We start from the raw sequence: 25,837 nt of genomic DNA, 5'->3' as shown, positions 1-25,837 counted from the left end.
TTTAATTCTATTTATTCTTAATTATTGTTTAGCCAAATACCAACTTGATCAAATTCCTTTAAAATAGGATCATGACTATCAGCCATTTGAGTGATATGGCCCATTTTTCGATTTTGTCGTGCTTCACCTTTATTATAAAGGTGAAGATGCCAATCTGGATGATTGGGCCATTCTTCTATCACTTGATTTTGATCTTGTCCTAAAACGTTCGTCATTACAACAGGTGAAAGCAATTCATTTTGTGGAAGAGTCATACCACAAATAGAACGGATGTGTAAATCAAATTGTGAATACTGGCATGCTTCAATCGTATAATGACCAGAGTTATGTGGACGGGGTGCTAGTTCATTGACTAGAATACCTTCGTCCGCTAAAAACATTTCAATTCCCACTATCCCTACCAAATCTAATCGCTTGGCGATATTTTCTGCCACTTGGTAGGCTTCGCTTGCAACTGTTTTTGAAACACGTGCTGGAACAATCGATTGATGAAGTATATGGTGATGATGGATATTCTCTGCTAAAGGAAAAATACTGATTTGTCCTTGGGCATTTCTGACAACCATATGTGATAATTCCATTTTAAAAGGAACAAATGCTTCTAAAATACATGGTGCTGAGTGAAGAAGGTCTTTTGCTTCTACTAAATCAGCCTCACTTTTTAGCAGGACCTGCCCCTTACCATCATAACCAAAGCGTCGTGTTTTTAAAACTGCTGGATATTGGATTTGCTTTATTCCGGCTATTAATTCCTCTTCATTATTTACTGGGGAAAAATCACCAACTGGAATACCGCTCTTTCGTAAAAATTCTTTTTCTGTTAATCGATCTTGTGTAAGCCTTAAAATTTCAGTCCCTTGTGGTAAATATGCTCCATCATCAACGATTTCTTTTAAAGATGCTAAAGAAATATTTTCAAATTCAAAAGTTAACACATCGACTTTATTGGCAAATTTAGCTAGGCTTTCTTGGTCATCGAAAGCTGCCTGAGCGTGAAAATCAGCGACTTGAGAAGCTGAACAATCCTCTCCTGGATCAAAAACACCTACACGATACCCCATCTGTTTAGCAGATTGAGCCAACATTTTACCTAGTTGTCCTCCACCAATAATGCCGATTGTTGAACCGGGTTTAATATATTTATTCAAGTTCTTGCCCACTTTCTACGGACATCTGACGCATTTTTTCATGATAATTTTCTAATTTCTGAACCAATGATGTATCTTGCAAACTTAAAATTCGGACTGCTAAGAGACCGGCATTTTTTGCACCTGCATTTCCAATAGCTGTAGTAGCGACAGGAACTCCACCAGGCATTTGAACAATAGATAATAGTGAATCTAAACCATTTAAAGTTGAACTTTTAATTGGAACACCTATTACCGGCAGAGTCGTTTGACTTGCAACCATACCCGGTAAATGAGCCGCTCCTCCTGCTCCTGCAATAATCACCTGTAACCCACGTTTCTGTGCATCTTTAGCATAAGCAAACATTTCATCAGGCATCCGATGTGCTGAAACAACTTTTTTTTCAAACTTTACATCAAATTCAGTTAGAATTTCTGTGGCTAATTTCATTGTTGGCCAGTCTGATTTTGACCCCATAATGACTCCCACTGATACCATTCGATCGCCTCCTCAAAAGCATAGTAGCATATAAAAATTGCTTTATGAACCACGATTCAAACAAACAATCGTTTAATTCTATCTATTGTTCGTGTTTCTTTAATTTTCTATCTTTTAGGTTGAAAAGACAGAAAAAACCCATCTTTGATTACTCAAAGATGGGGCTTTAATGTACTATTCTTCATCCATTTGTAAGACTGCCATAAATGCTTCTTGCGGGATTTCAACGTTTCCGACTGATTTCATCCGTTTTTTACCTTCTTTTTGTTTTTCTAACAATTTCTTACGACGTGACACGTCTCCGCCATATAATTTAGCCGTTACATCTTTACGATAAGCTTTAATAGTGGTACGAGCAATAATTTTGTGTCCGATCGCTGCTTGAACAGGTACTTCAAACATTTGACGTGGAATAATCCCTTTTAATTTTTCAACTAATGCTCGACCACGATTATAAGCAAAATCTTTATGGACAATAATTGAAAAAGCATCAATTACATCCGCATTTAAGAGAATATCAAGTTTTACTAAATTGGATTCCTTATAACCAATTAATTCGTAATCCAATGAGGCATAGCCTTTTGTCGAAGATTTTAGTTTATCAAAAAAGTCATAGACAATTTCAGCCATAGGCAGTTCATAGATTACATTCACACGAAAATCATCTAAATAATCCATCGTAATGAAATTTCCCCGCTTGCGTTGCGCGAGTTCCATAACAGCACCTACATAATCATTAGGTACCATGATCGAAGCTTTTACATAAGGCTCAAAAATCTTATCTATTTCAGTTGGGTCGGGCATTTCAGAAGGATTATCGATCATTACTTCTTCACCATCAGTTTTTTGCACACGATAGATAACAGATGGAGCAGTTGTGATTAAGTCTAAATTAAATTCGCGCTCTATTCGTTCTTGAATCACATCCATATGCAATAAGCCCAAAAATCCGGTTCGAAAACCAAAGCCTAGAGCCTGAGAAGTTTCGGGCTCAAAGTGTAAGGAAGCATCATTCAATTGTAACTTTTCTAAAGCTTCTCTTAAATCATTATAATCAGAAGACTCTACAGGATAAAGACCCGCGTAGACCATTGGGTTGAGTTTCCGATAGCCTTCTAGTGCCTCACTTGCAGGATTATCAGCTAAGGTGATCGTATCTCCTACTCGCGTATCTTGAATGGTCTTAATACCCGCTGTTAAATAGCCGACATCCCCAACCATTAAGAAATCTCTTTTTAGAGGACTTGGTGAGAAAATCCCCACATCAATTACTTCAAACTGCTTACCATTACTCATTAATTGAATGGTATCACCTGGTTTTACAATTCCATTCATCACACGGATATTTAAAACAACACCACGATATGCGTCATAAGCAGAATCGAAAATTAAAGCTTGTAATGGAGCTTCAATATCTCCCATCGGAGCCGGTACTTTCTCAACAATTTGTTCTAAAATTTCATCAATACCAATCCCTGCTTTAGCAGAAGCAAAGACTGCTTCTGAAGCATCAATTCCAATTATATCCTCTATTTCAGCTTGAACTTTTTCAGGGTCCGCAGAGGGGAGATCAATCTTATTAATCACGGGAAGAATCTCAAGATCATTATCAACTGCTAAATAAACATTAGCTAGTGTTTGAGCTTCAATGCCTTGTGCCGCATCAACGACCAAAATCGCCCCTTCACATGCTGCCAAAGATCTCGATACTTCATAGGTAAAATCGACGTGGCCCGGTGTATCGATTAAATGGAAAATATAATCAATTCCATCATTTGCTCGGTAAGTCAATTCAACGGCATTTAGTTTAATGGTAATGCCACGTTCTCTTTCTAAATCCATCGAATCCAATAATTGTTCTTGCATATCACGGTCTGCAACCGTGTGGGTCTGTTGAAGAATTCGATCCGCTAATGTTGATTTACCGTGATCAATATGCGCAATGATTGAAAAATTACGAATTCTTTCTTGTCTGTTTTTCATCTGTTCTATATTCACTTGACTTCACTTCCTTTTCAAGCCTCTAATCAATAGCTATGCTCTATCTTATCAAAAATTACTGATTTTGAATAGTTTTCTTTCAGATAGTCTTTTTAATAAATTAAGTCTTCAATAAAAGTTAAATTTCAAATTATAGAATTTACCTATTATGATAAGACTTCTCTTCTTGAAAACTCTTTTTTACTTAAAACGAAATAAAAAAGCATCAGAAGTATCTGCAATACTCTGATGCTTGTCGTTCTATTAATCCGCGTTAAAGATATCTCGCATCTTATTAAAGAAGCCGCCTTCTTGTTCTTTCACATTTGAACCCATTTCTTTAGCTAATTGTTTGAATAATTCGTGTTGTTTTTCAGTCAGTTTAGAAGGAGTAACGACTTTAACCGTTACTTGTTGATCTCCCGTATAACCTGAGCGAACACTCGGTGCTCCTTTGCCTTTCAAGCGGAAAGTAGTACCTGTTTGAGTGCCAGCTGGAACTTTTAATTTCACTTTACCATGTACCGTTGGAACTTGGATTTCATCACCCAAGGCCGCTTGAGAGAAAGTGATGGGTAGCGTGTAATAGATCTCCGTTCCATCGCGCTTAAACTCTTTACTTGGCTCGACATGGAAAACAACGTATAAATCTCCATAAGGTCCACCATTTGATCCAGCTTCACCTTGACCTGAGAGGCGAATTTGATTGCCCTCTTCAACTCCGGCTGGAACGGTTACTTTCACCGAATGACTAACTGATTCAATTCCAGAGCCATGACAAGTGGTGCATTTTTCCTTAATTTCTTTCCCGCTTCCGCCACAAACATCACAAGTCATTTGTGTCATCACTCGACCAAACGGTGAATTACGTTCTACTTGTATCGTTCCAGAACCATGACACTTATGACATGTCACTGGCTCAGTACCGGCTTTAGCTCCTGTTCCGTGGCATGTATGACACTCTTCGTTCCGGTTATACTTTATAGTTGTCTCTTTACCGAAAATTGCTTCTTCAAATGTTAAGTTTATACGATACTGGAGGTCATTCCCTTTACGAGGCGCATTTGCTCTCCGTCCTCCTCCAGCTGACCCGCCAAAGAAAGTATCGAAAATGTCTTCAAAGCCAAAACCAGCTCCTCCTGAGAATCCTCCAAAACCACCACCAAAGCCAGCTCCAAAATTAGGATCTGTCGAAGCGTGTCCATATTGGTCATATGCTGCACGTTTTTGACTATCGCTTAAGACTTCATAAGCTTCAGCTACTTCCTTAAATTTTTCATCGGCCCCAGCTTCCGTATTAATGTCTGGGTGGTATTTTTTTGAAAGCTTGCGGTAGGCTTTCTTTATGTCTGCATCACTCGCATCTCTAGAAACACCTAAGACGTCATAATAATCGCGTTTATTTGCCATCTTTTCCCTCCTTACTCTTTTCTAATCCTTCTGATAAAAGACAAGAGTCAAGGACTTAGCCAAGACTCTTGTTAAAGTATGTCTTAATTACTCATCGACTTCTTCAAAGTCTGCATCGACAATATTATCATCAGAAGATGATTGAGTATCGGAGCCATCTGTTTGATTTTCTTGAGCAGCTTGTGCTTGTTGAGCAGCTTGCTCATATAGTTTAACTGATAAGTTTTGAATGACTTCATTTAGAGCATCGCGTTTAGCTTTCATTTCTTCTAAATCGTTGGCTTCAACAGCTGCTTTTAACTCATCGCGAGCAGTTTCTGCTTTAGATAATTCTTCTTCAGAAATATTGTCATTTCCTTTCAACTCTTCAATTGTTTTATTCGTAGTAAAGATCATTTGATCCACTTCGTTGCGTAAATCCGCTTCCTCACGACGTTTTTTATCTGACTCAGCATTCGCTTCCGCATCTTTTACCATACGCTCAATTTCTTCATCGGATAAACCTGAAGAAGATTTAATGGTAATCGTTTGCTCTTTTTGTGTGCCTAAATCCTTAGCTGAAACATTCACAATACCGTTCTTATCAATATCGAAAGTAACTTCGATTTGAGGAATACCTCGAGGAGCAGCTGGAATGTCGGTTAATTGGAAGCGACCTAAAGTCTTATTGTCAGCTGCCATTTCACGTTCACCTTGTAAAACATGGACATCTACGGCTGGTTGATTATCAGCTGCTGTTGAGAAGACTTGAGATTTAGAGGTTGGAATGGTTGTATTACGATCAATTAATTTAGTGAACACGCCACCCATTGTTTCGATACCTAATGACAATGGAGTTACGTCGAGAAGTACTATGTCTTTAACATCTCCAGAAATAACACCACCTTGAATCGCAGCACCCATCGCTACTACTTCATCTGGGTTTACTGATTTATTAGGATCTTTGCCTGTTTCTTTCTTAACTGCTTCTTGAACAGCAGGAATACGAGTCGAACCGCCCACTAAAATAACTTCATCAATTTCAGATTTACTTAAACCTGCGTCTTTCAATGCTTGACGAACAGGGCCTTTTGTTCTTTCAACTAAATCATGTGTTAATTCATCAAATTTAGCACGTGTTAAAGTTGTTTCTAAGTGCAATGGTCCATCTGCTGTAGCTGTAATGAATGGTAAGCTAATTTGAGTTGAACTCACTCCTGAAAGGTCTTTCTTAGCTTTTTCAGCCGCGTCTTTCAAGCGTTGTAAAGCCATTTTATCTTTAGAAAGGTCGATTGAGTTTTCTTTTTTGAATTCTTCCACTAAGTAATCGATTACTTTGTTATCAAAGTCATCGCCACCTAACTTGTTATCTCCGGCAGTTGATAGCACATCAAATACACCATCACCTAATTCAAGGATTGAAACGTCAAATGTTCCACCACCCAAGTCAAAAACTAAAACTTTTTCTTCAGTTTCTGTTTTATCTAAACCGTATGCTAAAGCTGCAGCAGTGGGCTCGTTAACAATACGTTCAACTTCTAAACCAGCAATACGTCCTGCATCTTTTGTCGCTTGACGTTGTGCGTCGTTAAAATAAGCCGGAACTGTAATAACAGCTTTTTCAACCTTATCTCCTAAATAATCTTCAGCAAAAGATTTTAAGTGTTGTAGGATCATAGCTGATATTTCTTGAGGTGTATAGTTTTTGCCACCCATTTCAGTTTTAAAGTTATCTTCCCCAATGTGACGTTTGATTGAAGCGACAGTATCTGGGTTTGTTACTGCTTGACGTTTAGCGACTTCACCCACTTGGATTTCACCATTTTTAAATGCGACAACTGATGGAGTTGTGCGGTTTCCTTCTGGGTTAGTAATAATTTTTGCTTCTCCACCTTCAAGGACTGAAACGGCAGAGTTAGTAGTTCCTAAGTCAATACCTATAATTTTAGACATATAATCTACTCCTTTTTTAATAATATGTGTTTAAAAGATAATACGTAATTTTTATGCGGAAACAATCACCATGGCTGGACGAATGATTCGATCATTCAAGAGATAACCTTTTTGTAAAACATTTACAACAATATCTACCTCTTGACCTTCACTTACTGGTTGAGTCGTTACCGCTTGATGATAATTCGGATCAAAGCTTTCATTAAGTGGGTTAATCACTTCGATATTTTCTTCTTTAAAAGCTTGTAATACCTGATCATAAACCATTTGAATACCTTTATGAATTGCTTGACTTTCCTCTGAATTGGCTTCAATTTGTAAAGCACGTTCTAGGTTGTCAATCGCATCAATTAATTTATTAGCTAATGACTGAGACCGATACTTGGCAGCATCCTGTCTTTCTCTAGCATTCGATCTTTGCATATTTGCAATCTCAGCCTGTAGACGTAAATTCCGATCCTCTAAAGCTTGAATTTTTATATTTAATTCATCTTCTTTGGTATCTTCTGGTTCCTCTTCACTAACTTGCACTTGTTCTTTTTCTTCTTCTAAAATTTCTTCGGATGACGTAACTTCTTCGACATTGATTTTTTCGGTTTCATCATGAGATGAGGTAATACTGTCATCGCGTTTTTCTTTTTCTTCCGTCACTTGATGACCTCCTTTATTTGTTAAATTCTTTGATTATTTGTTCCATTAATATAATCATGCGCTTGTACTGCATAGTTGAAGGTCCTAAAATACTCAAACTCATCTTAGAAAAGTCTTGTGTAAAAGTACCTGTTACCAGAGACAAATGACGCATGCCTTCTGGAGCAAATTCTTGTCCGAAAAGAACTTCAATTCCGTCTTGACATTGATCAAAAAGGTCAAATAATTCGTTAGACCCATCAATCAGATCGAATAATTTCTTATATTCATTATTTGAATAACGTTGATCCAAACAATCAAAAATATTATTCTTACCAGAAACAAAATAGCGTGTTCCTTTCACTTGTTGAATTGACTTCTCAACTAAAGGAGAAAAATCAATTGAAGCTGACAATTGCTTCTGCATAATCATCGGGATCGTTAATTTTACCCTTTGATAAGCATCTTCCAATGTTATGCCCTTCAATTCTGTATTAAGAATTGAACGCATCCGCTGCAAACCTTCATCTTTAATCGGATAAGTAGTCTGAATGAGTTTATTTTCAACATGACCTTGATCCGATAAAAGAATCGCCATTATCTGATGGTTACTTAGCGGTACTAATTTAAAATCAGCCACTCGATGCTCTTCATTATTCTGTCCAAAAACTAAGCAAGGTAAGCCTGTTAATGAAACAATTAAATCCGCAGCAATTTTAGCCATCTTAAAATTATCTTCTTGACGATTTAGAAAGATTTCACTGACAGCTTTGAGATCTGATTCATAGGCTTTTGCCCATGAGTTCGACTCAATATTAGTGATTAAACGATCGACATAGTAACGATAACCTTCATAAGAAGGTATTCTCCCACTTGATGTATGCGCCTTAATGAGAAAGCCGTTTTTTTCTAAAACAACCATTTCATTACGCACAGTAGCCGGACTTATATCAAGAAGGCTTTCCTTGAGTAAAGTCTTTGATCCGATTGGGACTTCTAAATTGGCATAAAGACGAACAATTAATTCTAAAATTTGATGCTGTCTAACGGTTAATATGATCAATCACCTCACATTATTAGCACTTGAATATCATGAGTGCTAACTGTCTATATCTTACTACCCTTTAAACCCTTTGTCAAGGGAATAACAGCTAAAAATTTAAAAAACTTAGCACTCTTTTATAAAGAGTGCTAAGTTAGATAGAAGACTTTAGCCTAATTCAAAATAAGCACGGGTATGAGCTTGATCAAGTTCGAGTTGTTGAATTAATGGTTCAATGCCATCAAATTTAATTTCTCCGCGCAAATAATGATGCCACTTAATTTTTACTCTTTCGCCATAAATCATTTGATTGAAATCGAGAATATATACTTCAACCGACAATTCTTTCACGTCATCGAAGGTAATATTGTAACCAATTGAAGCCATGCCATAGTGCCACTGGTCCTGAACAAAAAATTCCACCACATAAACACCAATCGCAGGAATTAATTGGCCATCATCAATTGCCACATTGGCAGTGGGGAAACCGAGTTTCCGTCCTCTCTTTAGACCATTTATGACGATACCACTAGTTTGGTAAATGTAGCCTAATTCTTGATTGGCAACTTCCATATTACCTTTAAGGATTTGAGAATGAATTTCACTCGATGATATTTTGTGGTCGTTGAGTGATTTTTTTGGTATTTCATTGATTGCAAACCGTCCTTGACTATGAGCTTTTAAGGTTTGCATATTTGCGTTTTCTTTTGGTCCATACGTATAATCAAAGCCCGCGACCACATGAATTGCATTCAGGTTTACCATATAATTATCAACAAATTCTTGTGGGCTTTGCGCGCCCATAGCCGAAGTAAATTCGGCAATATACAATACGTCTACCCCATTTGCCTCCATCAATTCTATTTTTCGCGCATTATCACTCAAATAATGATAATGCTTAGGATGGATAAGTTGATAGACAAGCCGCGGCGTGTGGTTAAAAGTCAAAACAGCCAATGATACTTGGTAGTAATCCGCTAATTCACGCCCTTTTTTGATAACTTCTTGATGCCCCAGATGAACGCCGTCAAAAAATCCCAAAGCTAAGACTATTGGTTGATCATAAATTTTTTTAGGGTCATACGGATGCGATAAATATATGGTCTGCAATGTTAAACTCCTTCCGTCGAAAACATCTTAATCGGTTTTATAAGGCCAACTTTACTTGGATGTGGCCCATAAATGGCTAATAAATGACTCTGGTATAAAAGCGCAGTTGGTTGGTCTAGATTATCTCCAAAATAATCTGCGGTTAATACTTTACCATGTTTTATATCATGATATTGATCTTCATTGAGTTGAATTTGAGTAAAATGAGAAATGGCTAACTCAATCGGGAGAATGGCTCTCGACAACTTATTATCTTCGGACAGCAGTCTTAATTGATCCAAACGGTAGCTATCTGCTTGTTCAAAGTTTGCTGCTTGAGTGCGAATTAATTTTGACATGTGGCTGGGATAGCCTAAAGCTTTACCACAATCCACTGCTAAGGTTCTTACATAGGTACCTTTGCTGCATTTTACTTCAAATAAAAATGATTGCGTTTGGCTATCAGCTTCATAGCGGGAAGGACCAAGACGTTTAAAGTGTTCAATATAGACTTGTCGTTTAGGTCTTTCGACCTTAATACCTGCTCGAGCATATTCATAAAGTCGTTTCCCTTTTACTTTTACTGCTGAATAGTAAGGGGGGATTTGAGTAATGTGCCCTGTTAAAGATTGCAATACCTGATCAATGGCTTGATCATCAATAGCTTGCTCAAGTAGCTTCTCTTCTATTACTTGGCCGTGAGCATCTTCTGTATCAGTAGCTATACCTAAGGTAACTTCCCCTTGGTATATTTTCTTTCCTTCCATCAAGAACTCAACGAGTTTAGTTGCTTGACCTAAGCATACAACCAAAACGCCCTCCACTTCGGGGTCTAAAGTTCCACAATGCCCAATTCGTTTCATCTTAAATATTTTTCGCATCTGAAAGATTACGTCATGACTCGTCATCCCTTTTTCTTTCCATACAGCTACAATCCCATTCATCTTATGCCACCCCTCAATTATTAACATCTAAGATTATACTTTACTTGTGGCTGGCTTCCAAGCCTTTGGCTTTTTTCTTTATTTTTCATTAAAAAAACCTAATTACTTTTGTTCACCTTCTTTAAGGAAGGTCACTGGAAGTAATTAGGTTTTATACCTATATTGAATAGTTAGTTTGTGGAATCATCTGCTTGAATGGAATCTTGAGACTCTGATTGATGCAACTGATTTAATAATGCGTCGATATGATTACCGTAATCAATCGATTGGTCTCTTTCAAACTTAATTTCGGGCACCTTATACAAGGTTAAACGGCTCCCCAACTCTGAACGAACTTTACCTGTCACAGCTTTCAATCCATCACTGGTTTTCTGGCGCTGACTTGCTTTGTCACTAAGGGTAGAATAATAGATCGTAGCATTTTGTAAATCGCCCGTTATTTCTACATCCGTAATGGTTACTCCCTCTACTCGAGGATCTTTGATTTCTTTAAAAAGAATATCATTTACTTCACGCATGATTTCTTGACGAACACGTCCTATACGATATTTAGCCATCGAATACTCCTTTATTTTCTTTCAACTTCGACCATACGATACGCTTCAATAATGTCATCTACTTTAATGTCATTGTATCCTTCGATCATAATACCACATTCCAGGCCTTTATTGACTTCTTTTGCGTCATCTTTAAAGCGTTTCAAGCTAGCTAGATCGCCTTCATAAATAACAATATTATCACGAATTAGACGAACCTTGCTGGTACGTTCAATGAATCCATCTAAAACAAAGGATCCAGCTATTGTGCCTAATTTAGAAACAGAATAGGTTTCGCGAACAACTGCTTGACCGGTCACTTCTTCAACATATTCAGGATCAAGTAATCCCTTCATAGCAGTTTCAATTTCATCAATCACATTATAAATAATATTATGGAGGCGAATATCTACTTGATCTTCTTCAGCTTGTTGTCTTGCTTGAGGAGTTGGGCGGACATTAAAACCTACTACTATCGCAGAAGATGCATTCGCTAAGGTAATATCTGCTTCATTAATTGCCCCAACTGCTTGATGGACAATATTGACTTTTACTCCCTCAACATCTATCTTCATTAATGAAGCGGCTAGCGCTTCTACTGACCCTTGCACGTCGGCTTTAAGAATAACATTAACGGAACGTAATTCTCCTTCTTGTAAGGTTTCAAAGAGATTGTCCAAAGTAACTTTTTTCTTAAGGTCTCTTTGTTGTTCTTGAGCTTTTTGTGCTCTTTCTTCCCCGGCTTGACGGGCGGTCTTTTCATCTTCAAAGACTACAAATTGATCGCCTGCTTGAGGAGCATCGTTTAACCCTGTAATTTCAACTGGCATAGATGGGCCCGCTGAACGGATACGACGTCCTTGATCATTAACCATGGTTCGCACTCGACCATAGGTATTTCCTACAACAATTGGATCCCCAATATTAAGTGTTCCTTGTTGCACGAGTAACGTTGCTGTTGCTCCCGTTGCTTTGTCTAAACGGGCTTCAATCACAGATCCTAAGGCCAAGCGGTCTGGATTAGCTTTCAATTCTTGAACTTCTGCTACTAATAAGATCATTTCTAGTAACTCATCAAGATTAGTTCCGAACTTAGCAGAAATATTAACAAAAATATGTTCTCCGCCCCAAGCTTCAGAAATAATGCCGTGTTCAGACAACTCTGTCATGACTTTATCGGGATTAGCTTCTGGTTTATCAATTTTATTGATCGCTACTATAATTGGAACATCCGCTGCTTTGGCATGGTTAATTGCTTCAACTGTTTGAGGCATTACTCCATCATCTGCTGCGACTACAATGATTGTAATATCAGTTACATCCGCTCCACGAGCACGCATTGTTGTAAAAGCCGCGTGTCCTGGTGTATCTAAGAATGTAATTGGTTTATTATTTAAAACAATTTGATAGGCACCAATATGCTGTGTAATTCCTCCTGCTTCCCCTTCAGTGACTCTTGAATGACGGAAAGAATCGAGCAAGCTTGTTTTACCATGGTCAACATGCCCCATAATTGTCACCACTGGTGGACGAAGGGTTTGATTTTCATCTTCTTGCGCTTCTTCGAAGTAGTGGTCTAAATCAGATACTTCAACAATCACTTTTTCCACAGGTTCGACACCATATTCTATACAGATTAGTTCAATAACTTCTTTTGAAAGGGCCTGATTTTGATTAACCATGACACCTTGAAGGAGCAATTTTTTTATAATTTCAGTGGCATCACGGTGAAAGCCTTTTGCAATATCTTGCACGTTCATGCCTTCAGTATAGTGAAATTCCTCTGGCAAATCCTTATGTTTACGGGCGGTTAACCCTTTTGATTCTTTTTGATAGGTATTCTGCTTACCACGGCGCCCACGGCGACGGTCACCGCGACTTCTCTTCGAACCACCCGTATCATTACTCGTACTGTTTGATGCCTTAGTTTGGCTCGCTTTTTTATTTGATGCTGGTTGACTTGCTCCCGAAGGTTTATTTTGTTTGGTTGCTACTTTACCTTTTTCTTTATCAGACTTGGGTTTAGGGTTTGTATTTTTACGATCGCGCGCATGCGTATCCGTTCCAGCAGAAGATTTAGTAGCTGCTTTTGCTTTCTCTAGAGTTTTACTCTTTTGTGCATCATTCGACGGATCAATTTTTTGATTTGTTTCCTTAACTGGCTTCGTCTTCTTAACATCCTTTTTTGTTTGTTTTCCACTAGTCTGTTGATTTTGTAATAATTTTTTTAGTTGTTCTTGTTGTTCTTGTGTTACTGAAGACATGTGGCTATTAAATTCGAAACCATTATTTTCAGCAAGTACTAAGACTTCTTTTGAAGTCATGTTGTTTTGTTTAGCAAATTCATATATACGAATAGTACTCATACAAACACCTTCCTATCTTGTATTATTGTTTGTTCATTGTCTTTTCTCCTGTCACATAAGATAAAAATTTTTCAGCCATACCCCGATCGGTAATCCCGCATACGGTTCGTGATTTACCAATTGCGTGACTTATTTGATATTTGGTAAAGCTATGATTAATGGCTATCTTTTTTTCGCTTGCCAAACGATGGTAGCGTTCACTTGTGGAATCACTTGCATCAATCGCTATAATCAAAAGTCTAACTTTTTTGTTCTTAGTGGCTTTAGTGACTAATTCGTCACCGGAAATTAACTTGGAGGCTCTTTGAGCCAAACCTAATAAATTCAATTGTTTTTCTTCTGGGGTCATAATAATTCTTTCCGAGCCTTTTGGTGGTCAAGAAAACGATAAAGTTCTTCATAAAAAGCCGCATCAACTTCTGTTTCAAAGGTGCGATTAAAGATTTTTTTCTTTTCAGCTTGGAGAGCTAATTCGGGATCTAAGGCAATATATGCCCCTCGGCCATTTTTTTTGCCAGTTGGATCGATTTCGACATTGCCTTCTGGCGTTCTCACAATCCGAATCAGATCTTTCTTGGGATGAGATTCACCAGTTACAACGCATTTACGCATCGGTATTTTTCTTTTTTTTGCTTGGCTCATGTCCATCCTCCTTTAAACTATCTATTCTTCTATTTGGTCTACAACGTCCTCTTCTTTATAGGTAGAATCTTCTCCCTCTGCGTTTGATGCTTCAGTCAAATCTTGTTGTAGGGATTGGTCTTCCGGATCAGGTGTTTCATTAAGGGATTGATCTTTCGGACTTAATTCATTTTCTACAGTTTTATTTTCTTGTTCCAGTAAATATTCTGCAAAACTTGTTTCCGACTTAATATCAATTTTATAACCCGTTAAGCGAGCAGCGAGTCTTGCGTTTTGTCCTTTTTTACCAATTGCTAATGATAATTGATAATCCGGTACAACTACGACGCATGAATGATTCTCTTCATCAAAGACGACTTTCAACACTTCTGCAGGGTTCATGGCATTTTTTATGAAGATCGCTGGATCTTCATCCCATTGAATAATGTCCATATTCTCACCATTCAATTCATTAACAATGCTTTGAACACGAGAACCTCTAGGACCTACACAGGTTCCAACTGGATCAATATTCGAATCACGTGAATAAACAGCCACTTTAGAGCGATCGCCCGCTTCACGAGCAATTGAGATAATTTCCACCACACCTTGATAAATTTCAGGCACTTCCTGTTCAAATAAGCGTTTTAAAAAGTCAGCGTGTGACCTTGAGACAACGATCTGTGGTCCTTTGCTCGTTTTATCTACTTTAACCACATATACTTTCACGCGTTCATCCATTTGAAATTGCTCGGTTGGAATCTGTTCGCTTGCTGGCATAATTGCTTCTACTTTGCCTAAGTTGACATAAATATTTCGTGCATCAGAGCGTTCAATTGTCCCTGTCAAGATTTCATCTTGATGAACGATAAACTCATCATAAATAATATCTCTTTCCGCTTCACGTATTCGTTGCATAACAACATGCTTAGCTGTTTGTGTAGCAATGCGACCAAAATCTTTTGGTGTCACTTCAAACTTAATCTTATCACCAATTTCATAAGCACGGTTGATCTTTAAAGCTTCTTCTAAAGATATTTCTAATGTTGAATCATAATTAATATCAACGACTTCTTTTACCGAAAATACTTTGATGTCTCCGGTTTCTTCGTTGAAAACAACTTCTACATTCTGAGCTTGATCATAATTTTTTTTATAGGCTAGAATCAAAGCTGACTCCAGAGCTTCCTTAATTATTTCCGGTTTTATACCCTTTTCTGCTTCAAGAACCTTCATAGCATTCACTAATTCTTTGCTCACACTTAACTCTCCTATCTCATCTTGCTAAAACTTAACAGCAAGTCTTGCCTTTGCGACACTTTTTTTCTCAATTTCAAGTTCTTTGCTCACTGTTTTGATTTGAACCTTTAATAAGTAATGATCATCCGTTACATCTAAAAGTACGCCCTCATGCTGCTTTTCACCATATTGAGGGGCATAATAATCAAAATGGACAAATTCACCAATGGCTGACTGAATTTGCTCCTCATTCTTTAAGGGCCTTTCGGCGCCTGGAGATGACACTTCCAAAAAATAAGCCGCTGGAAAAGGATCAGGTTGCATGGCATCTAAGACTTCCGAAACGCGCTCTGAAATTAAAGCACAGTGATCTAAATCTATTCCGCCTTCTTTATCTGCATAAATCCTTAGAAACCAGTGTTTTCCTTCTTTAAGATATTCAATATCAACAAGTTGACAATTCAACGATTCTATAATCGGTTCCACTAAGGGCTGGACTTTATCTATAACTCTACTCATCAATTCACCTCTTTATTTTATCTAGTTTGAATATTAAAGGAGCGAGCGTTTCCGCCCACTCCTCCTCGAATAATTTGCTAAAGTAATTATATCACACTATCGACTAATCAACAAGTTTAGAAGAGTGAAAGCTGATCTTCATCTGGCAAATTAGCCAGCACACCATTCTCTTCCAAATACTCCATAATTGTTTTTGAAACCTTCCCTCTTTTTTGTAAGTCTTCTTTCGAAATGAAGGGTGCTTCTTCTCTGGCTTGAACAATTGATTTGGCTGCCCCTGCACCCAAGCCAGGTATGGATCGAAATGGTGGAATAAGACTTTCACCATCAATAATAAAATTACTAGCATCCGACTTCTCGAGATCGATCATTTGAAAACTTAGGCCTCGCTCTAACATCTCATTGGCTAACTCTAATACCGTTCGCAAACTATTTTCCTTAACCGAAGCCTCCATACCCTTGGCCATAATTTCTCTCAAACGATGTTTCACCATTTCTTTACCTTGGTGCATGGCAATGATATCAAAGTCTGAAGCTCTAACCGAAAAGTAGGCTGCATAATAGTATTTCGGATAGTGGACCTTAAAATAGGCAACCCGTAAGGCCATCATAATATAGGCAGCTGCGTGAGCTTTAGGGAACATATATTTAATTTTTAAACAAGACTCAATGTACCATTCAGGTACATTATTCGCTCGCATCTCTGCTTGCCATTCTTCTGGGATACCACGCCCCTTACGGACATGCTCCATAATTTTAAAAGCTAGGGAATCTTCTAAACCGTACTGCATTAAAGTAACCATGATGTCATCCCGACAACCAATTACTTTTGCCAAAGGTACAATGTTTTTTTGAATCAATTCTTCAGCATTTCCTAACCAAACGTCTGTTCCATGGGACAGTCCAGAAATTTGTAATAATTCGGCAAAAGTTGAGGGCTTAGTTTGGGTTAACATTCCTCGAACAAAGTTCGTTCCAAATTCCGGAACACCTAAAGTACCTGTATCGGAAAAAATTTGTTCTTTCGTTACACCTAAAGCTTCAGTTCCAGAAAATAAACTCATCACATCTGGATCAGAAAACGAAATATCTTTTGGGTCAATACCCGAAATATCCTGTAAGAAACGGATCATCGTCGGATCATCGTGTCCTAGAATATCTAATTTCAACACATTATCATGAATAGAATGGAAATCAAAGTGGGTAGTGCGCCATTCGGAGTGAATATCTTCAGCCGGAAATTGAATCGGTGTAAAATCATAGACATCCATATACTCTGGAATAACAATAATCCCTCCAGGGTGTTGGCCGGTAGTTCGTTTAACACCTTCAATTCCCTTAGCCAGTCGTTCTTTTTCAGCTTGTGGAACTTGAGTCATCGTATTTTCAAGATAACCTTTAACATAACCGAAAGCCGTCTTTTGAGCAACGGTCGAGATGGTTCCTGCTCGAAAGACATGATCTTCGCCAAAAAGCTCTTTGGTATAAGCATGAGCTTGCGGTTGGTATTCACCTGAAAAATTTAAATCGATATCCGGAACCTTATCTCCTTTAAAACCTAAGAAGGTTTCAAAAGGAATATCTTGACCGTCCCGTTTTAATTCTTTACCACAAGAAGGACAGTCTTTAACGGGAAGATCAAATCCGGAACCTACTGAACCATCGGTAAAGAATTCATTAAAATGACAGTCTGGACAATAATAATGGGGTGCTAGTGGATTGACTTCTGTAATCCCTGTCATCGTTGCTACGAAACTTGATCCCACCGACCCACGTGATCCTACTAAGTACCCATCTTGATTGGATTTTAAAACTAACTTTTGCGAAATTAAATAAATAACGGCGAAACCATTGGAAATAATTGAATGTAGCTCTTTTTCCAATCGTTTTTCAATCAATTCAGGTAAAGGATTACCATACATTTCATAAGCCTTCCCATAGGCCAAATCACGTATTTTCTGATCCGAACCTTCGATATTGGGGGTGAATAATTTAGAGTGGATAACTTCAATATCATCTTGCACCAAATCAGCAATTTTATTTGAGTTCGTCACCACTAATTCATAAGCAAGTTCTTTTCCTAAGAAAGAAAATTCTTCTACCATCTCATTGGTCGTCCTGAAATGCAAAGGAGGAAAATGCAAATCACGATTGGCATTACGTTTTAGAGACTTTAATAATATCTCACGATAAACTGAATCTCTTTCTTCAAGATAGTGAACGTCTCCGGTAGCCACCAATAGCTTATTATGTTCATTGGCTAATTTAACCATTTCCTGCATTATTTTAAACAGGTCCTCACGTGACCTGATTAGGCTTTCTTCAATCAAACGATCATAAACAGAAGGTGGCTGAATTTCTAAATAATCATAATATGCTACTAACTCACTGGCTTCTTGGTAGCCTTTTTGCATAAGAGTCATAAAAACTTCACCATCGGAACAGCCAGATCCTACCAATAAATTTTCACGGTATTGATTTAAAACAGAACGCGGGATCCGAGGTTCGCGGTAGAAATAATCGACATTAGAGATAGAAATTAATTTAAATAAATCTTTGAGTCCTGCTTGATTTTTGGCTATTAAGGTTGCATGAAAAGGACGCACTTGTTTATAGGCATCCCCTTTACCCATTTCTTGATTCAACATATAGTGATGAGTCATTTGATACTGGTCATTGGCTTGTTCTAAAAGCTTGAACAAAATATGTCCAGTTGTCTCTGAATCATATATGGCTCGATGATGTTGTTCTAAATTGACTCCATAATGTTTAGCAAGATTATTCAGACGGTGTCCTTTCATGTGGGGATTAACCAACCTAGAGAGTGCTAAGGTATCGATGACTGGTAAGTCCGTCTTTGCAAAACCATGACGGACATAAGCTTGATTAATAAAGCCCATGTCAAAAGAAGCGTTGTGTGCAACGAGAATCGTATCCTTAGTAAATTCTAAAAACTCATTGACAACGTCTTCTTCACTAGGTGCACCTTCTAACATGGCATCTGTAATGCCAGTTAACTCAGTTGTGAATGAAGATAAGGGGTGACCAGGATTAATGAAAGCCTCAAAGGTATCAATTACATTTCCTTTATGCATTTTGACAGCGGCTAATTCGATCATTCGGTCATAAACTGAAGAAAGACCTGTTGTTTCCACATCAAAAACTACATAATTAGCTTCAGATAGATCTAGATCACGCTCATTATATGCTACTTCTTCTCCATCATTAACAATATTCGCTTCAATTCCGTAAATCACTTTGATCTGATTCTCTTTGCCTGCATAATAGGCTTCAGGAAAAGCTTGAGCTCCTGCATGATCAGTAATAGCTATCGCCGAATGACCCCAACGAGCGGCTGTTTTAATATAATCAGAAATGGTATTAGTAGCATCCATTTGAGACATATTCGAGTGGAGATGGAGTTCTACTCTTTTTTGGCCTTCAAAAGTGTCTTGACGTTTGGCTGGATTTAGTTTCCGGATCGAGCGGGGTCTAAAATCGAATTCACCCGAATAATTATCAGGAACCATATCCCCTTCCATTCTTAACCAATCGCCCACTTGGAACTGTTCGATTTGGTCTTTCGATAGTCTTCTACCAGATATTAATTTAACAGCTACCGAAGAGGTATAATCGGTCAATTTCAAGATAGACAAAACTTCACCAGAACGTAAGTCCCGAGTATCTTTGGCAAAAACATAACCTTCAATTACTTGTTTATATTGATGATCAGGCAAATCAAGAATTGGAGTCGGTTTGATATTAGGTATCTCTTTCCCTACTGGTTTGACTTCAGGAGAAATTTCAGTTTGTTTTTGTTTTTCTTGTTTCTTTTCTTCATTTTCAAGGGCTGCAAGTAAATTTTGTTGATCCAGTTCTTCTAACCGTTGTTTGGTCGTTTGATGGTTTGCTTCACTAATCGCTTGGTCTACATAATAAGTGAAGGTGACCCCTTCAAATCCAACCTGTTCAAAATACTTTCTAATTACTTGGTCGTACTTATTGTCAAACATATCTACCTGACTTTGACTAGCTAAACCAATCTCAAGTAATTGAGTATCCGGATCATAAGTAAATGAAGAATCTTGTAAACATATTTTTAAGAAAGGTGTTTCATCCATCATAACTTCTTTAATCTTTTCCCAATAATCTTCAATTATTTGAATATTATTTGGATCATCCGCTTGAAAATGCCACCATATTTCGGTTTTAACAATATCGGAAAAAGCCTCACACATTGCCTTCATTATAATTAAATAGAGGTCTGGGTGGATGCGTTCTGGAAAAGCTAGATGAAATTTCCAACATTGACTATTTGCAAGAACTTCTACTTGCTCAATTTGACCACCCGCTAAGGAGCTTAGAATATCTGGATCTGTTATATTTAATTGTTCCAATAAAATATCAAATAATGTTTGTTCTTTGCCCATAAAAATCCTTTCTCTCAAACTTGAAAAAATCCCTGTATAGAATAGACAGGGATTTTAGCTTCTAGAAAAATGCACGCATAATATCATTCCACGTGACTGCAATCATTAAGATTAAAACAAGCACTACTCCCACCATGGTCACTAGACCTTCTTTTTCTTGACTGATTGGCTTTCCTCTGACTAGTTCAATCAAATTGAGAACAATTTTGCCACCATCTAAAGCAGGTATTGGTAATAAGTTTACAATACCAAGATTGGTCGATAGTGAAGCAAGAAAAGCAATGATGTCAATCATTCCTTTATTGGCGACGGTACTGGTTGCTTGTGCCATTGCTACTGGTCCACCCAGCATATTTAAATCAAATCCACGCGTAAACAGGGTTGCTAGAGCAGACATGACCATGATAAAAGTGCGATACGTGGCTGTGAATCCGAAAAGTAATCGATCTTTAATCGCTGTCGATTCGCTGATTGTGATCCCTAAAGAGCCATTTCCCTGTTCATTCTCAGCTAATTGCACTTGCTTTTCAATAACTTGATCGTTTCGTTGGATTTCTAAACGAACCGTTTCCTTAGGGTAATTTCCGATTCGATCAACTAATTCTTGCCAATTCTTCGTCGATTGATTATTTACACTAGTAATCTTATCTCCTGCTTGTAAACCAGCATGAGCAGCAGGACTATTTTCCACTATTTGTCCGATTTGATTACTATTAGTGGGTATCCCTGGCAAGAGAAATCCCACAATTGCAAAAGCGATAATTGACAAAATAAAATTATTCAGCGGTCCTCCAAAGTTGGTTAATATTTTATTAAAAACTGAAGCTGATTCATATCGATTGGCTAAAGGAGCCACTCGAATAACTGTTCCATCTCTTTCAATAATTTCTGCTTCTTTATCAACCGAATAAGTTATTAATTCTTCTTTACCCTGTTCATATACATCAACCACCATATCATTCACTAAGTCCGCTCGATCTAATCGAACGGGTAATTCGTTAATATCAATGGATTCGCTTAAATTAATTCTAACGACCTGATTTTCATTATTAAAGGTCAACCCCATCGATTGACCCGGTTGAACCTCAGCTTCCTCATTCAAACCAGCTAATCGAACATAACCTCCCATCGGCAATGCACGTATAGTATAGGTTGTGCCATCCTTTGCCTGCTTAGCAAAGATTTTTGGCCCCATCCCTAAAGAAAATTCTCTAACTAATATGCCTGCCCTTTTAGCCCAGAATAAATGTCCATACTCATGAATGATGACAATTATCGAAAATATTATTAAAAAAACTAATAGTGTCTTTAACATAACTTACCCCATTTCTAATTAAACACCTAAAAAATTATTCCAAACGACAAACATGATGCTGGCAAATATAGTTGAATCAAAGCGATCCAAGACACCACCATGTCCTGGAAGCAATTTGCCAGAATCCTTCACTCCAAAATCCCTTTTATAAGCCGATTCCACTAAATCTCCAAACTGACCAGAAATAGAGATCAAGATGGTTAAAAAACCAAGACATTGTGGATTTTGAATCTTTACGGTGAAAAAAAACCCATAGATACTGGTCACAATTAGAGCGGTGAGGATTCCACCTAAAGCTCCCTCTACAGTCTTATTAGGACTAATTTGAGGAGCCAGTTTATGTTTACCGAGTTTTCTGCCAATGAGATAAGCTCCTGTATCTGTCGACCAAATAACTAGCAGAAGATAAAGGATAGTGGATAAACCTAAATCACGAATCATAATCAAATACCTAAAACCAAAACCAATGTATAAAGAAGCAAAGATCAAAGTAGAGGCATCGACAAAATTAAAGCGTTGATAATTATAAACAGTTAAAATCAGTAATAACATACCCGCTAAATAGAAAATCATCAACGGATCTGCATTAGAAAAGATAGGAGCAAAATACTTTTCTGGTAAAAGGACTGAAGATAAAGCTAAAGTTGATATTAAACCAATTTCATTCAAATAATCAATTTTTTTCATCTCAGCCATTTCATATAGAGCTACCGCTCCCAGAATCAAAACACCATAACTAAACCATCTTCCACCAACGATAACAAATGGTATGAAAATAGAGATCCCAATAATCGCTGTAATAATTCTTTGTTTCATTACGATCCCTACTCCTTTCTAAAGTTATTAGATCTTGCCAAACCTTCTCTGTCTTTTACTATACTCTTCGATTGCTTGATCAAAATCAGCTGGCGAAAAATCTGGCCATAAAATATCGGTAAAGTAAAATTCACTGTAGGCAATCTGCCATAATAAAAAGTTACTGAGCCTTAATTCTCCAGATGTTCGAATCATTAAATCGGGCTCAGAAAAATCACCCAAATGTTGAGTCATCAAAGTACTACTAATTAGATCCTCATTAATTTCCTCAGGCTTTATATCATGATTAAGGACCGCTTGACTAATGGCTTTTATGCCTTCAACCAACTCCTGGCGCCCACCATAATTCAAAGCGATGTTAAGGATAAGACCCGTATTTTCTTTCGTCTTTTCTATAGCTTTATCTAAAATCGCTTTCGTTTCTTCAGGTAAAGGATCTGCATTACCTATATAGGTAACTTTCACATTGTTTTGCATCAATTCGGGCATGAAAGAATCGAAGAAATCTTTAGGTAAAGACATCAAATAATTTACTTCCTCTTCTGGCCGCGCCCAATTTTCAGTAGAAAAAGCATAAACGGTTAAAACTTTAATCTCTAATTGATGCGCTCGGATGGTGATTTTTTTGATCGTTTCAACACCTTTTTTATGTCCCATCACTCGCGGTAAGAAACGCTTTTTAGCCCATCGACCATTACCATCCATAATGATAGCTACATGCTGTGGAATATTTATCTTATTTAAATCCATAATTGTTTCCTTTCAATGAGGTAGATACTCATTAATTATAGCAGAAAGAAGTTAAGAGAGAAATGGAATTGAATGAATACTATGGGAGATAAGAACTAATTTTGAATATTAAAAAATCAAGTCAAGACTGTCTTGACTTGATTTGATTACCAACTTATTAGTTATTTCTAATCTCATCTTCTTTTTCAGCAGTAAGCTTGTCAATTTCCTTGGTGGCATTATCGGTTAACTTTTGAATATCTTTTTCATATCGCTTCAAATCGTCTTCAGTAATTTCACTATCTTTTTCTAACTTTTTGGCTTCATCCATTGCATCACGACGAATGTTTCGGACTGAAACTTTTGCAGATTCTTGCTCTTTTCCCACAACTTTAACTAACTCTTCACGACGATCTTTAGTTAGAGCAGGAATAACTAATCGAATGACTTCGCCATCGTTAGTTGGAGTAATTCCCACATCACTCATCATAATCGCGCGTTCAATATCCGCAAGAGAACCTTTATCGTAAGGTGAAATCATCAACATTCTAGCTTCAGGTGTATTAATCGAAGCCAATTGATTAAGAGCTGTTGGAGTGCCATAATATTCCACCATCACGCGGTCTAAAATACTAGCGTTTGCTACACCTGCACGGATTGTTCCTAATTCTCGCTGATAAGCTTCAATTGATTTCTGCATACGGTTTTCAGTGTTTTTTAACAAAGTATCGGCAGTCATCTTCTTCCTCCTATAAATTCCATACTTAACTTATTATAGCACAATTCAACTTTCTTAGGAAAGTCAGACTAATTTTTCTTATTGCCGACCGTTGTTCCTATATTTTCTCCCATTACTACACGTTTAATATTACCAGGAACGTTTAAATTGAAAACAACCAAAGGTATATTATTATCCATACTTAATGAAGAAGCAGTGGAATCCATTACCTTTAGACCTTTAGAAATGACATCGAGGTGAGTTAAATTCTCAAACTTAGTGGCTGTTTGGTCAGTTTTTGGATCTGCGCTATAAACGCCGTCCACATTGTTCTTGGCCATTAGAATAACATCTGCTTCGATTTCAGCAGCTCTTAAAGCCGCGGTTGTATCTGTAGTGAAGTATGGATTGCCGGTACCACCAGCAAAAATAACCACTCTACCCTTTTGAAGGTGGCGAATAGCTTTTCGACGGATATAAGGTTCTGCTACTGCCCGCATCTCAATTGAAGTCTGTACACGAGAAGGGACATCAAGGTTTTCTAAGGCATCTTGTAGGGATAAAGCGTTCATTACAGTGGCCAACATACCCATATAATCTGCCTGCGCACGGTCCATACCCATTTCGGCCCCGATGGAACCGCGCCATATATTTCCTCCGCCAACTACAATTGCTATTTCAATACCTAGTTGGTGAACTTCTTTAAGTTCTTGTGTAATGGAACGAACAGTTGCTGGATCAATTCCAAAGCCATTTTGACCTGCCAAAGCTTCACCGCTTAGTTTTAAAATTGCTCTTTGATATTTTGTCTTTACCATCTTTCTCACCCTTCTTTTCCTTTAAAAAGACCCCAGCAAAAACTGGGGTCCCTATTAAATACTGTAAACTATTTACCCATTTGAGCAGCTACTTCTTCGGCAAAGTTGTCTTTACGTTTTTCGATTCCTTCTCCAACTTCAAAACGTACATAATCAGTTACTTTACCACCTTTAGCGCCCACATAATCGGCTACTTTTTGGTCGCCATCTTTAACAAAAGCTTGTTCGTTTAACACGATCTCGCCATAAAACTTATTCATACGACCTTCAACAATCTTATCAACAATGTTTTCTGGTTTACCTTCGTTGAGAGTGAGTTCACGTTGTACGGCTTTTTCACGTTCAATTACATCAGCATCTACGTCTTCACGATTTAAGTATTTAGGGTTGATTGCTGCAACGTGCATAGCAATATCTTTTGCCACAACTTCATCTTGAGAACCAGATACAACCGTTAAGACACCAATGCGTCCTCCTTGGTGAGAATATTCACCGAAGACATCATCATCCGACTTGTTTAAAAGTGCAAAACGACGGAATGAAATTTTTTCACCAATTACTAAAGTCGATTCAGTAATATATTCTGCGATTGTTTGTCCATTAACTTCCAAGGCATTCGCTGCTTCCATATCTGCTGGTTTACCTTCCGCAACAGCTTTAACGATATCGTTAACTAGTTTAATGAATTTATCATTTTTTGAAACAAAGTCTGTTTCAGAGTTTACTTCAACTAAAGCAGCTGTGTTTCCACTAACATAACTTGCAGTTAAACCTTCTGCGGCGATACGATCTGCTTTTTTAGCAGCTTTTGCAAGTCCTTTTTCACGTAATAAATCGACAGCTTTATCTATATCTCCATCAACTTCAACTAAAGCTTTCTTAGCATCCATCATTCCGACACCCGTCATATCACGTAATTCTTTTACTTGTTTTGCAGTTACATTTGCCATCTATAAAATCCTCCTTGGAAATTCATACTGTAGTGTGCTACCTCGAATATTATATCAAATTTATTCAGCTTGCTAAAGCTTTATCTGGGTATTTTCATAAAAAAGCCGTCAAAAAGGTGCTTAGCAA

22 protein-coding genes are annotated in these 25,837 nt (G+C 37.6%); all 22 read right to left on the bottom strand.

Features of this window, described 5'->3' with window-relative positions; all coding sequences use genetic code 11:
- Positions 1-17: 17 nt before the first annotated feature.
- A complete protein-coding gene (gene purK / locus HF969_RS00615; protein ID WP_090288831.1) occupies positions 18-1,148 on the bottom strand; it encodes a 5-(carboxyamino)imidazole ribonucleotide synthase in 1,131 nt (376 codons plus the stop codon).
- Positions 1,141-1,626: a 5-(carboxyamino)imidazole ribonucleotide mutase gene (gene purE / locus HF969_RS00610; protein ID WP_090288830.1), complete on the bottom strand. Its 486-nt coding sequence runs from the start codon at positions 1,624-1,626 to the stop codon at positions 1,141-1,143. The genes purK and purE overlap by 8 nt, the downstream gene beginning before the upstream one ends.
- Positions 1,627-1,800: 174 nt before the next feature.
- The gene (gene lepA / locus HF969_RS00605) at positions 1,801-3,624 is read right to left on the bottom strand and encodes a translation elongation factor 4 (protein ID WP_090288829.1); all 1,824 of its coding nucleotides are present in this window, start codon (positions 3,622-3,624) and stop codon (positions 1,801-1,803) included.
- A gap of 246 nt (positions 3,625-3,870) precedes the next feature.
- The gene (gene dnaJ / locus HF969_RS00600; protein WP_090288828.1) at positions 3,871-5,016 is read right to left on the bottom strand and encodes a molecular chaperone DnaJ; all 1,146 of its coding nucleotides are present in this window, start codon (positions 5,014-5,016) and stop codon (positions 3,871-3,873) included.
- Between the two features lie 87 nt (positions 5,017-5,103).
- Positions 5,104-6,948 carry a molecular chaperone DnaK gene (dnaK, locus tag HF969_RS00595; protein WP_090288827.1) on the bottom strand — a complete coding sequence of 615 codons (1,845 nt, stop codon included), beginning with the start codon at positions 6,946-6,948 and terminating at the stop codon, positions 5,104-5,106.
- Positions 6,949-6,999: 51 nt separating this feature from the next.
- The gene (grpE, locus tag HF969_RS00590; protein WP_090288826.1) at positions 7,000-7,599 is read right to left on the bottom strand and encodes a nucleotide exchange factor GrpE; all 600 of its coding nucleotides are present in this window, start codon (positions 7,597-7,599) and stop codon (positions 7,000-7,002) included.
- A 13-nt stretch (positions 7,600-7,612) separates the two neighbouring features.
- The gene (gene hrcA, locus HF969_RS00585) at positions 7,613-8,641 is read right to left on the bottom strand and encodes a heat-inducible transcriptional repressor HrcA (protein ID WP_210727849.1); all 1,029 of its coding nucleotides are present in this window, start codon (positions 8,639-8,641) and stop codon (positions 7,613-7,615) included.
- A gap of 147 nt (positions 8,642-8,788) precedes the next feature.
- Positions 8,789-9,730, bottom strand: coding sequence for a riboflavin biosynthesis protein RibF (gene ribF, locus HF969_RS00580; RefSeq protein WP_090288825.1), 942 nt, complete (start codon positions 9,728-9,730; stop codon positions 8,789-8,791).
- A gap of 2 nt (positions 9,731-9,732) precedes the next feature.
- Positions 9,733-10,653 (bottom strand): tRNA pseudouridine(55) synthase TruB, encoded by a 921-nt coding sequence (gene truB, locus HF969_RS00575; RefSeq protein WP_090288824.1) that lies wholly within the window; start codon positions 10,651-10,653, stop codon positions 9,733-9,735.
- Between the two features lie 170 nt (positions 10,654-10,823).
- Complete coding sequence (gene rbfA / locus HF969_RS00570; RefSeq protein WP_090288823.1) at positions 10,824-11,210, bottom strand: 30S ribosome-binding factor RbfA; 387 nt, start codon at positions 11,208-11,210, stop codon at positions 10,824-10,826.
- Positions 11,211-11,221: 11 nt separating this feature from the next.
- The gene (gene infB, locus HF969_RS00565) at positions 11,222-13,555 is read right to left on the bottom strand and encodes a translation initiation factor IF-2 (protein WP_090288822.1); all 2,334 of its coding nucleotides are present in this window, start codon (positions 13,553-13,555) and stop codon (positions 11,222-11,224) included.
- A gap of 22 nt (positions 13,556-13,577) precedes the next feature.
- The gene (locus tag HF969_RS00560; RefSeq protein ID WP_090288821.1) at positions 13,578-13,904 is read right to left on the bottom strand and encodes a L7Ae/L30e/S12e/Gadd45 family ribosomal protein; all 327 of its coding nucleotides are present in this window, start codon (positions 13,902-13,904) and stop codon (positions 13,578-13,580) included.
- Positions 13,901-14,197 carry an RNase P modulator RnpM gene (gene rnpM / locus HF969_RS00555; protein ID WP_090288820.1) on the bottom strand — a complete coding sequence of 99 codons (297 nt, stop codon included), beginning with the start codon at positions 14,195-14,197 and terminating at the stop codon, positions 13,901-13,903. Before rnpM ends, HF969_RS00560 begins: the two co-directional genes overlap by 4 nt.
- 21 nt (positions 14,198-14,218) lie before the next feature.
- A complete protein-coding gene (gene nusA / locus HF969_RS00550) occupies positions 14,219-15,436 on the bottom strand; it encodes a transcription termination factor NusA (RefSeq protein WP_090288819.1) in 1,218 nt (405 codons plus the stop codon).
- 24 nt (positions 15,437-15,460) lie between these two features.
- The gene (gene rimP, locus HF969_RS00545) at positions 15,461-15,934 is read right to left on the bottom strand and encodes a ribosome maturation factor RimP (RefSeq protein WP_090288818.1); all 474 of its coding nucleotides are present in this window, start codon (positions 15,932-15,934) and stop codon (positions 15,461-15,463) included.
- A gap of 116 nt (positions 15,935-16,050) precedes the next feature.
- Positions 16,051-20,364 carry a PolC-type DNA polymerase III gene (locus tag HF969_RS00540; RefSeq protein ID WP_090288817.1) on the bottom strand — a complete coding sequence of 1,438 codons (4,314 nt, stop codon included), beginning with the start codon at positions 20,362-20,364 and terminating at the stop codon, positions 16,051-16,053.
- Between the two features lie 61 nt (positions 20,365-20,425).
- Complete coding sequence (gene rseP / locus HF969_RS00535) at positions 20,426-21,679, bottom strand: RIP metalloprotease RseP (RefSeq protein WP_090288816.1); 1,254 nt, start codon at positions 21,677-21,679, stop codon at positions 20,426-20,428.
- Between the two features lie 18 nt (positions 21,680-21,697).
- A complete protein-coding gene (locus HF969_RS00530) occupies positions 21,698-22,495 on the bottom strand; it encodes a phosphatidate cytidylyltransferase (RefSeq protein ID WP_090288815.1) in 798 nt (265 codons plus the stop codon).
- A gap of 27 nt (positions 22,496-22,522) precedes the next feature.
- On the bottom strand, positions 22,523-23,245 hold the full coding sequence (gene uppS, locus HF969_RS00525) for an undecaprenyl pyrophosphate synthase (protein WP_090288814.1): 723 nt from the start codon (positions 23,243-23,245) through the stop codon (positions 22,523-22,525).
- 157 nt (positions 23,246-23,402) lie between these two features.
- Positions 23,403-23,963 (bottom strand): ribosome recycling factor, encoded by a 561-nt coding sequence (frr, locus tag HF969_RS00520; RefSeq protein ID WP_090288813.1) that lies wholly within the window; start codon positions 23,961-23,963, stop codon positions 23,403-23,405.
- Between the two features lie 68 nt (positions 23,964-24,031).
- Positions 24,032-24,760, bottom strand: a complete 729-nt coding sequence (gene pyrH / locus HF969_RS00515; RefSeq protein ID WP_090288812.1) for a UMP kinase — start codon at positions 24,758-24,760, stop codon at positions 24,032-24,034.
- Between the two features lie 68 nt (positions 24,761-24,828).
- Positions 24,829-25,710 carry a translation elongation factor Ts gene (tsf, locus tag HF969_RS00510; RefSeq protein WP_090288811.1) on the bottom strand — a complete coding sequence of 294 codons (882 nt, stop codon included), beginning with the start codon at positions 25,708-25,710 and terminating at the stop codon, positions 24,829-24,831.
- Positions 25,711-25,837: the final 127 nt, after the last annotated feature.

The organism is Facklamia miroungae (assembly GCF_012396555.1).
In the GTDB taxonomy this organism is placed as follows: Bacteria; Bacillota; Bacilli; order Lactobacillales; family Aerococcaceae; genus Facklamia; species Facklamia miroungae.
Note: the sequence above shows the minus strand (reverse complement) of the source record. Positions and strands in the feature narration are given on the sequence as shown.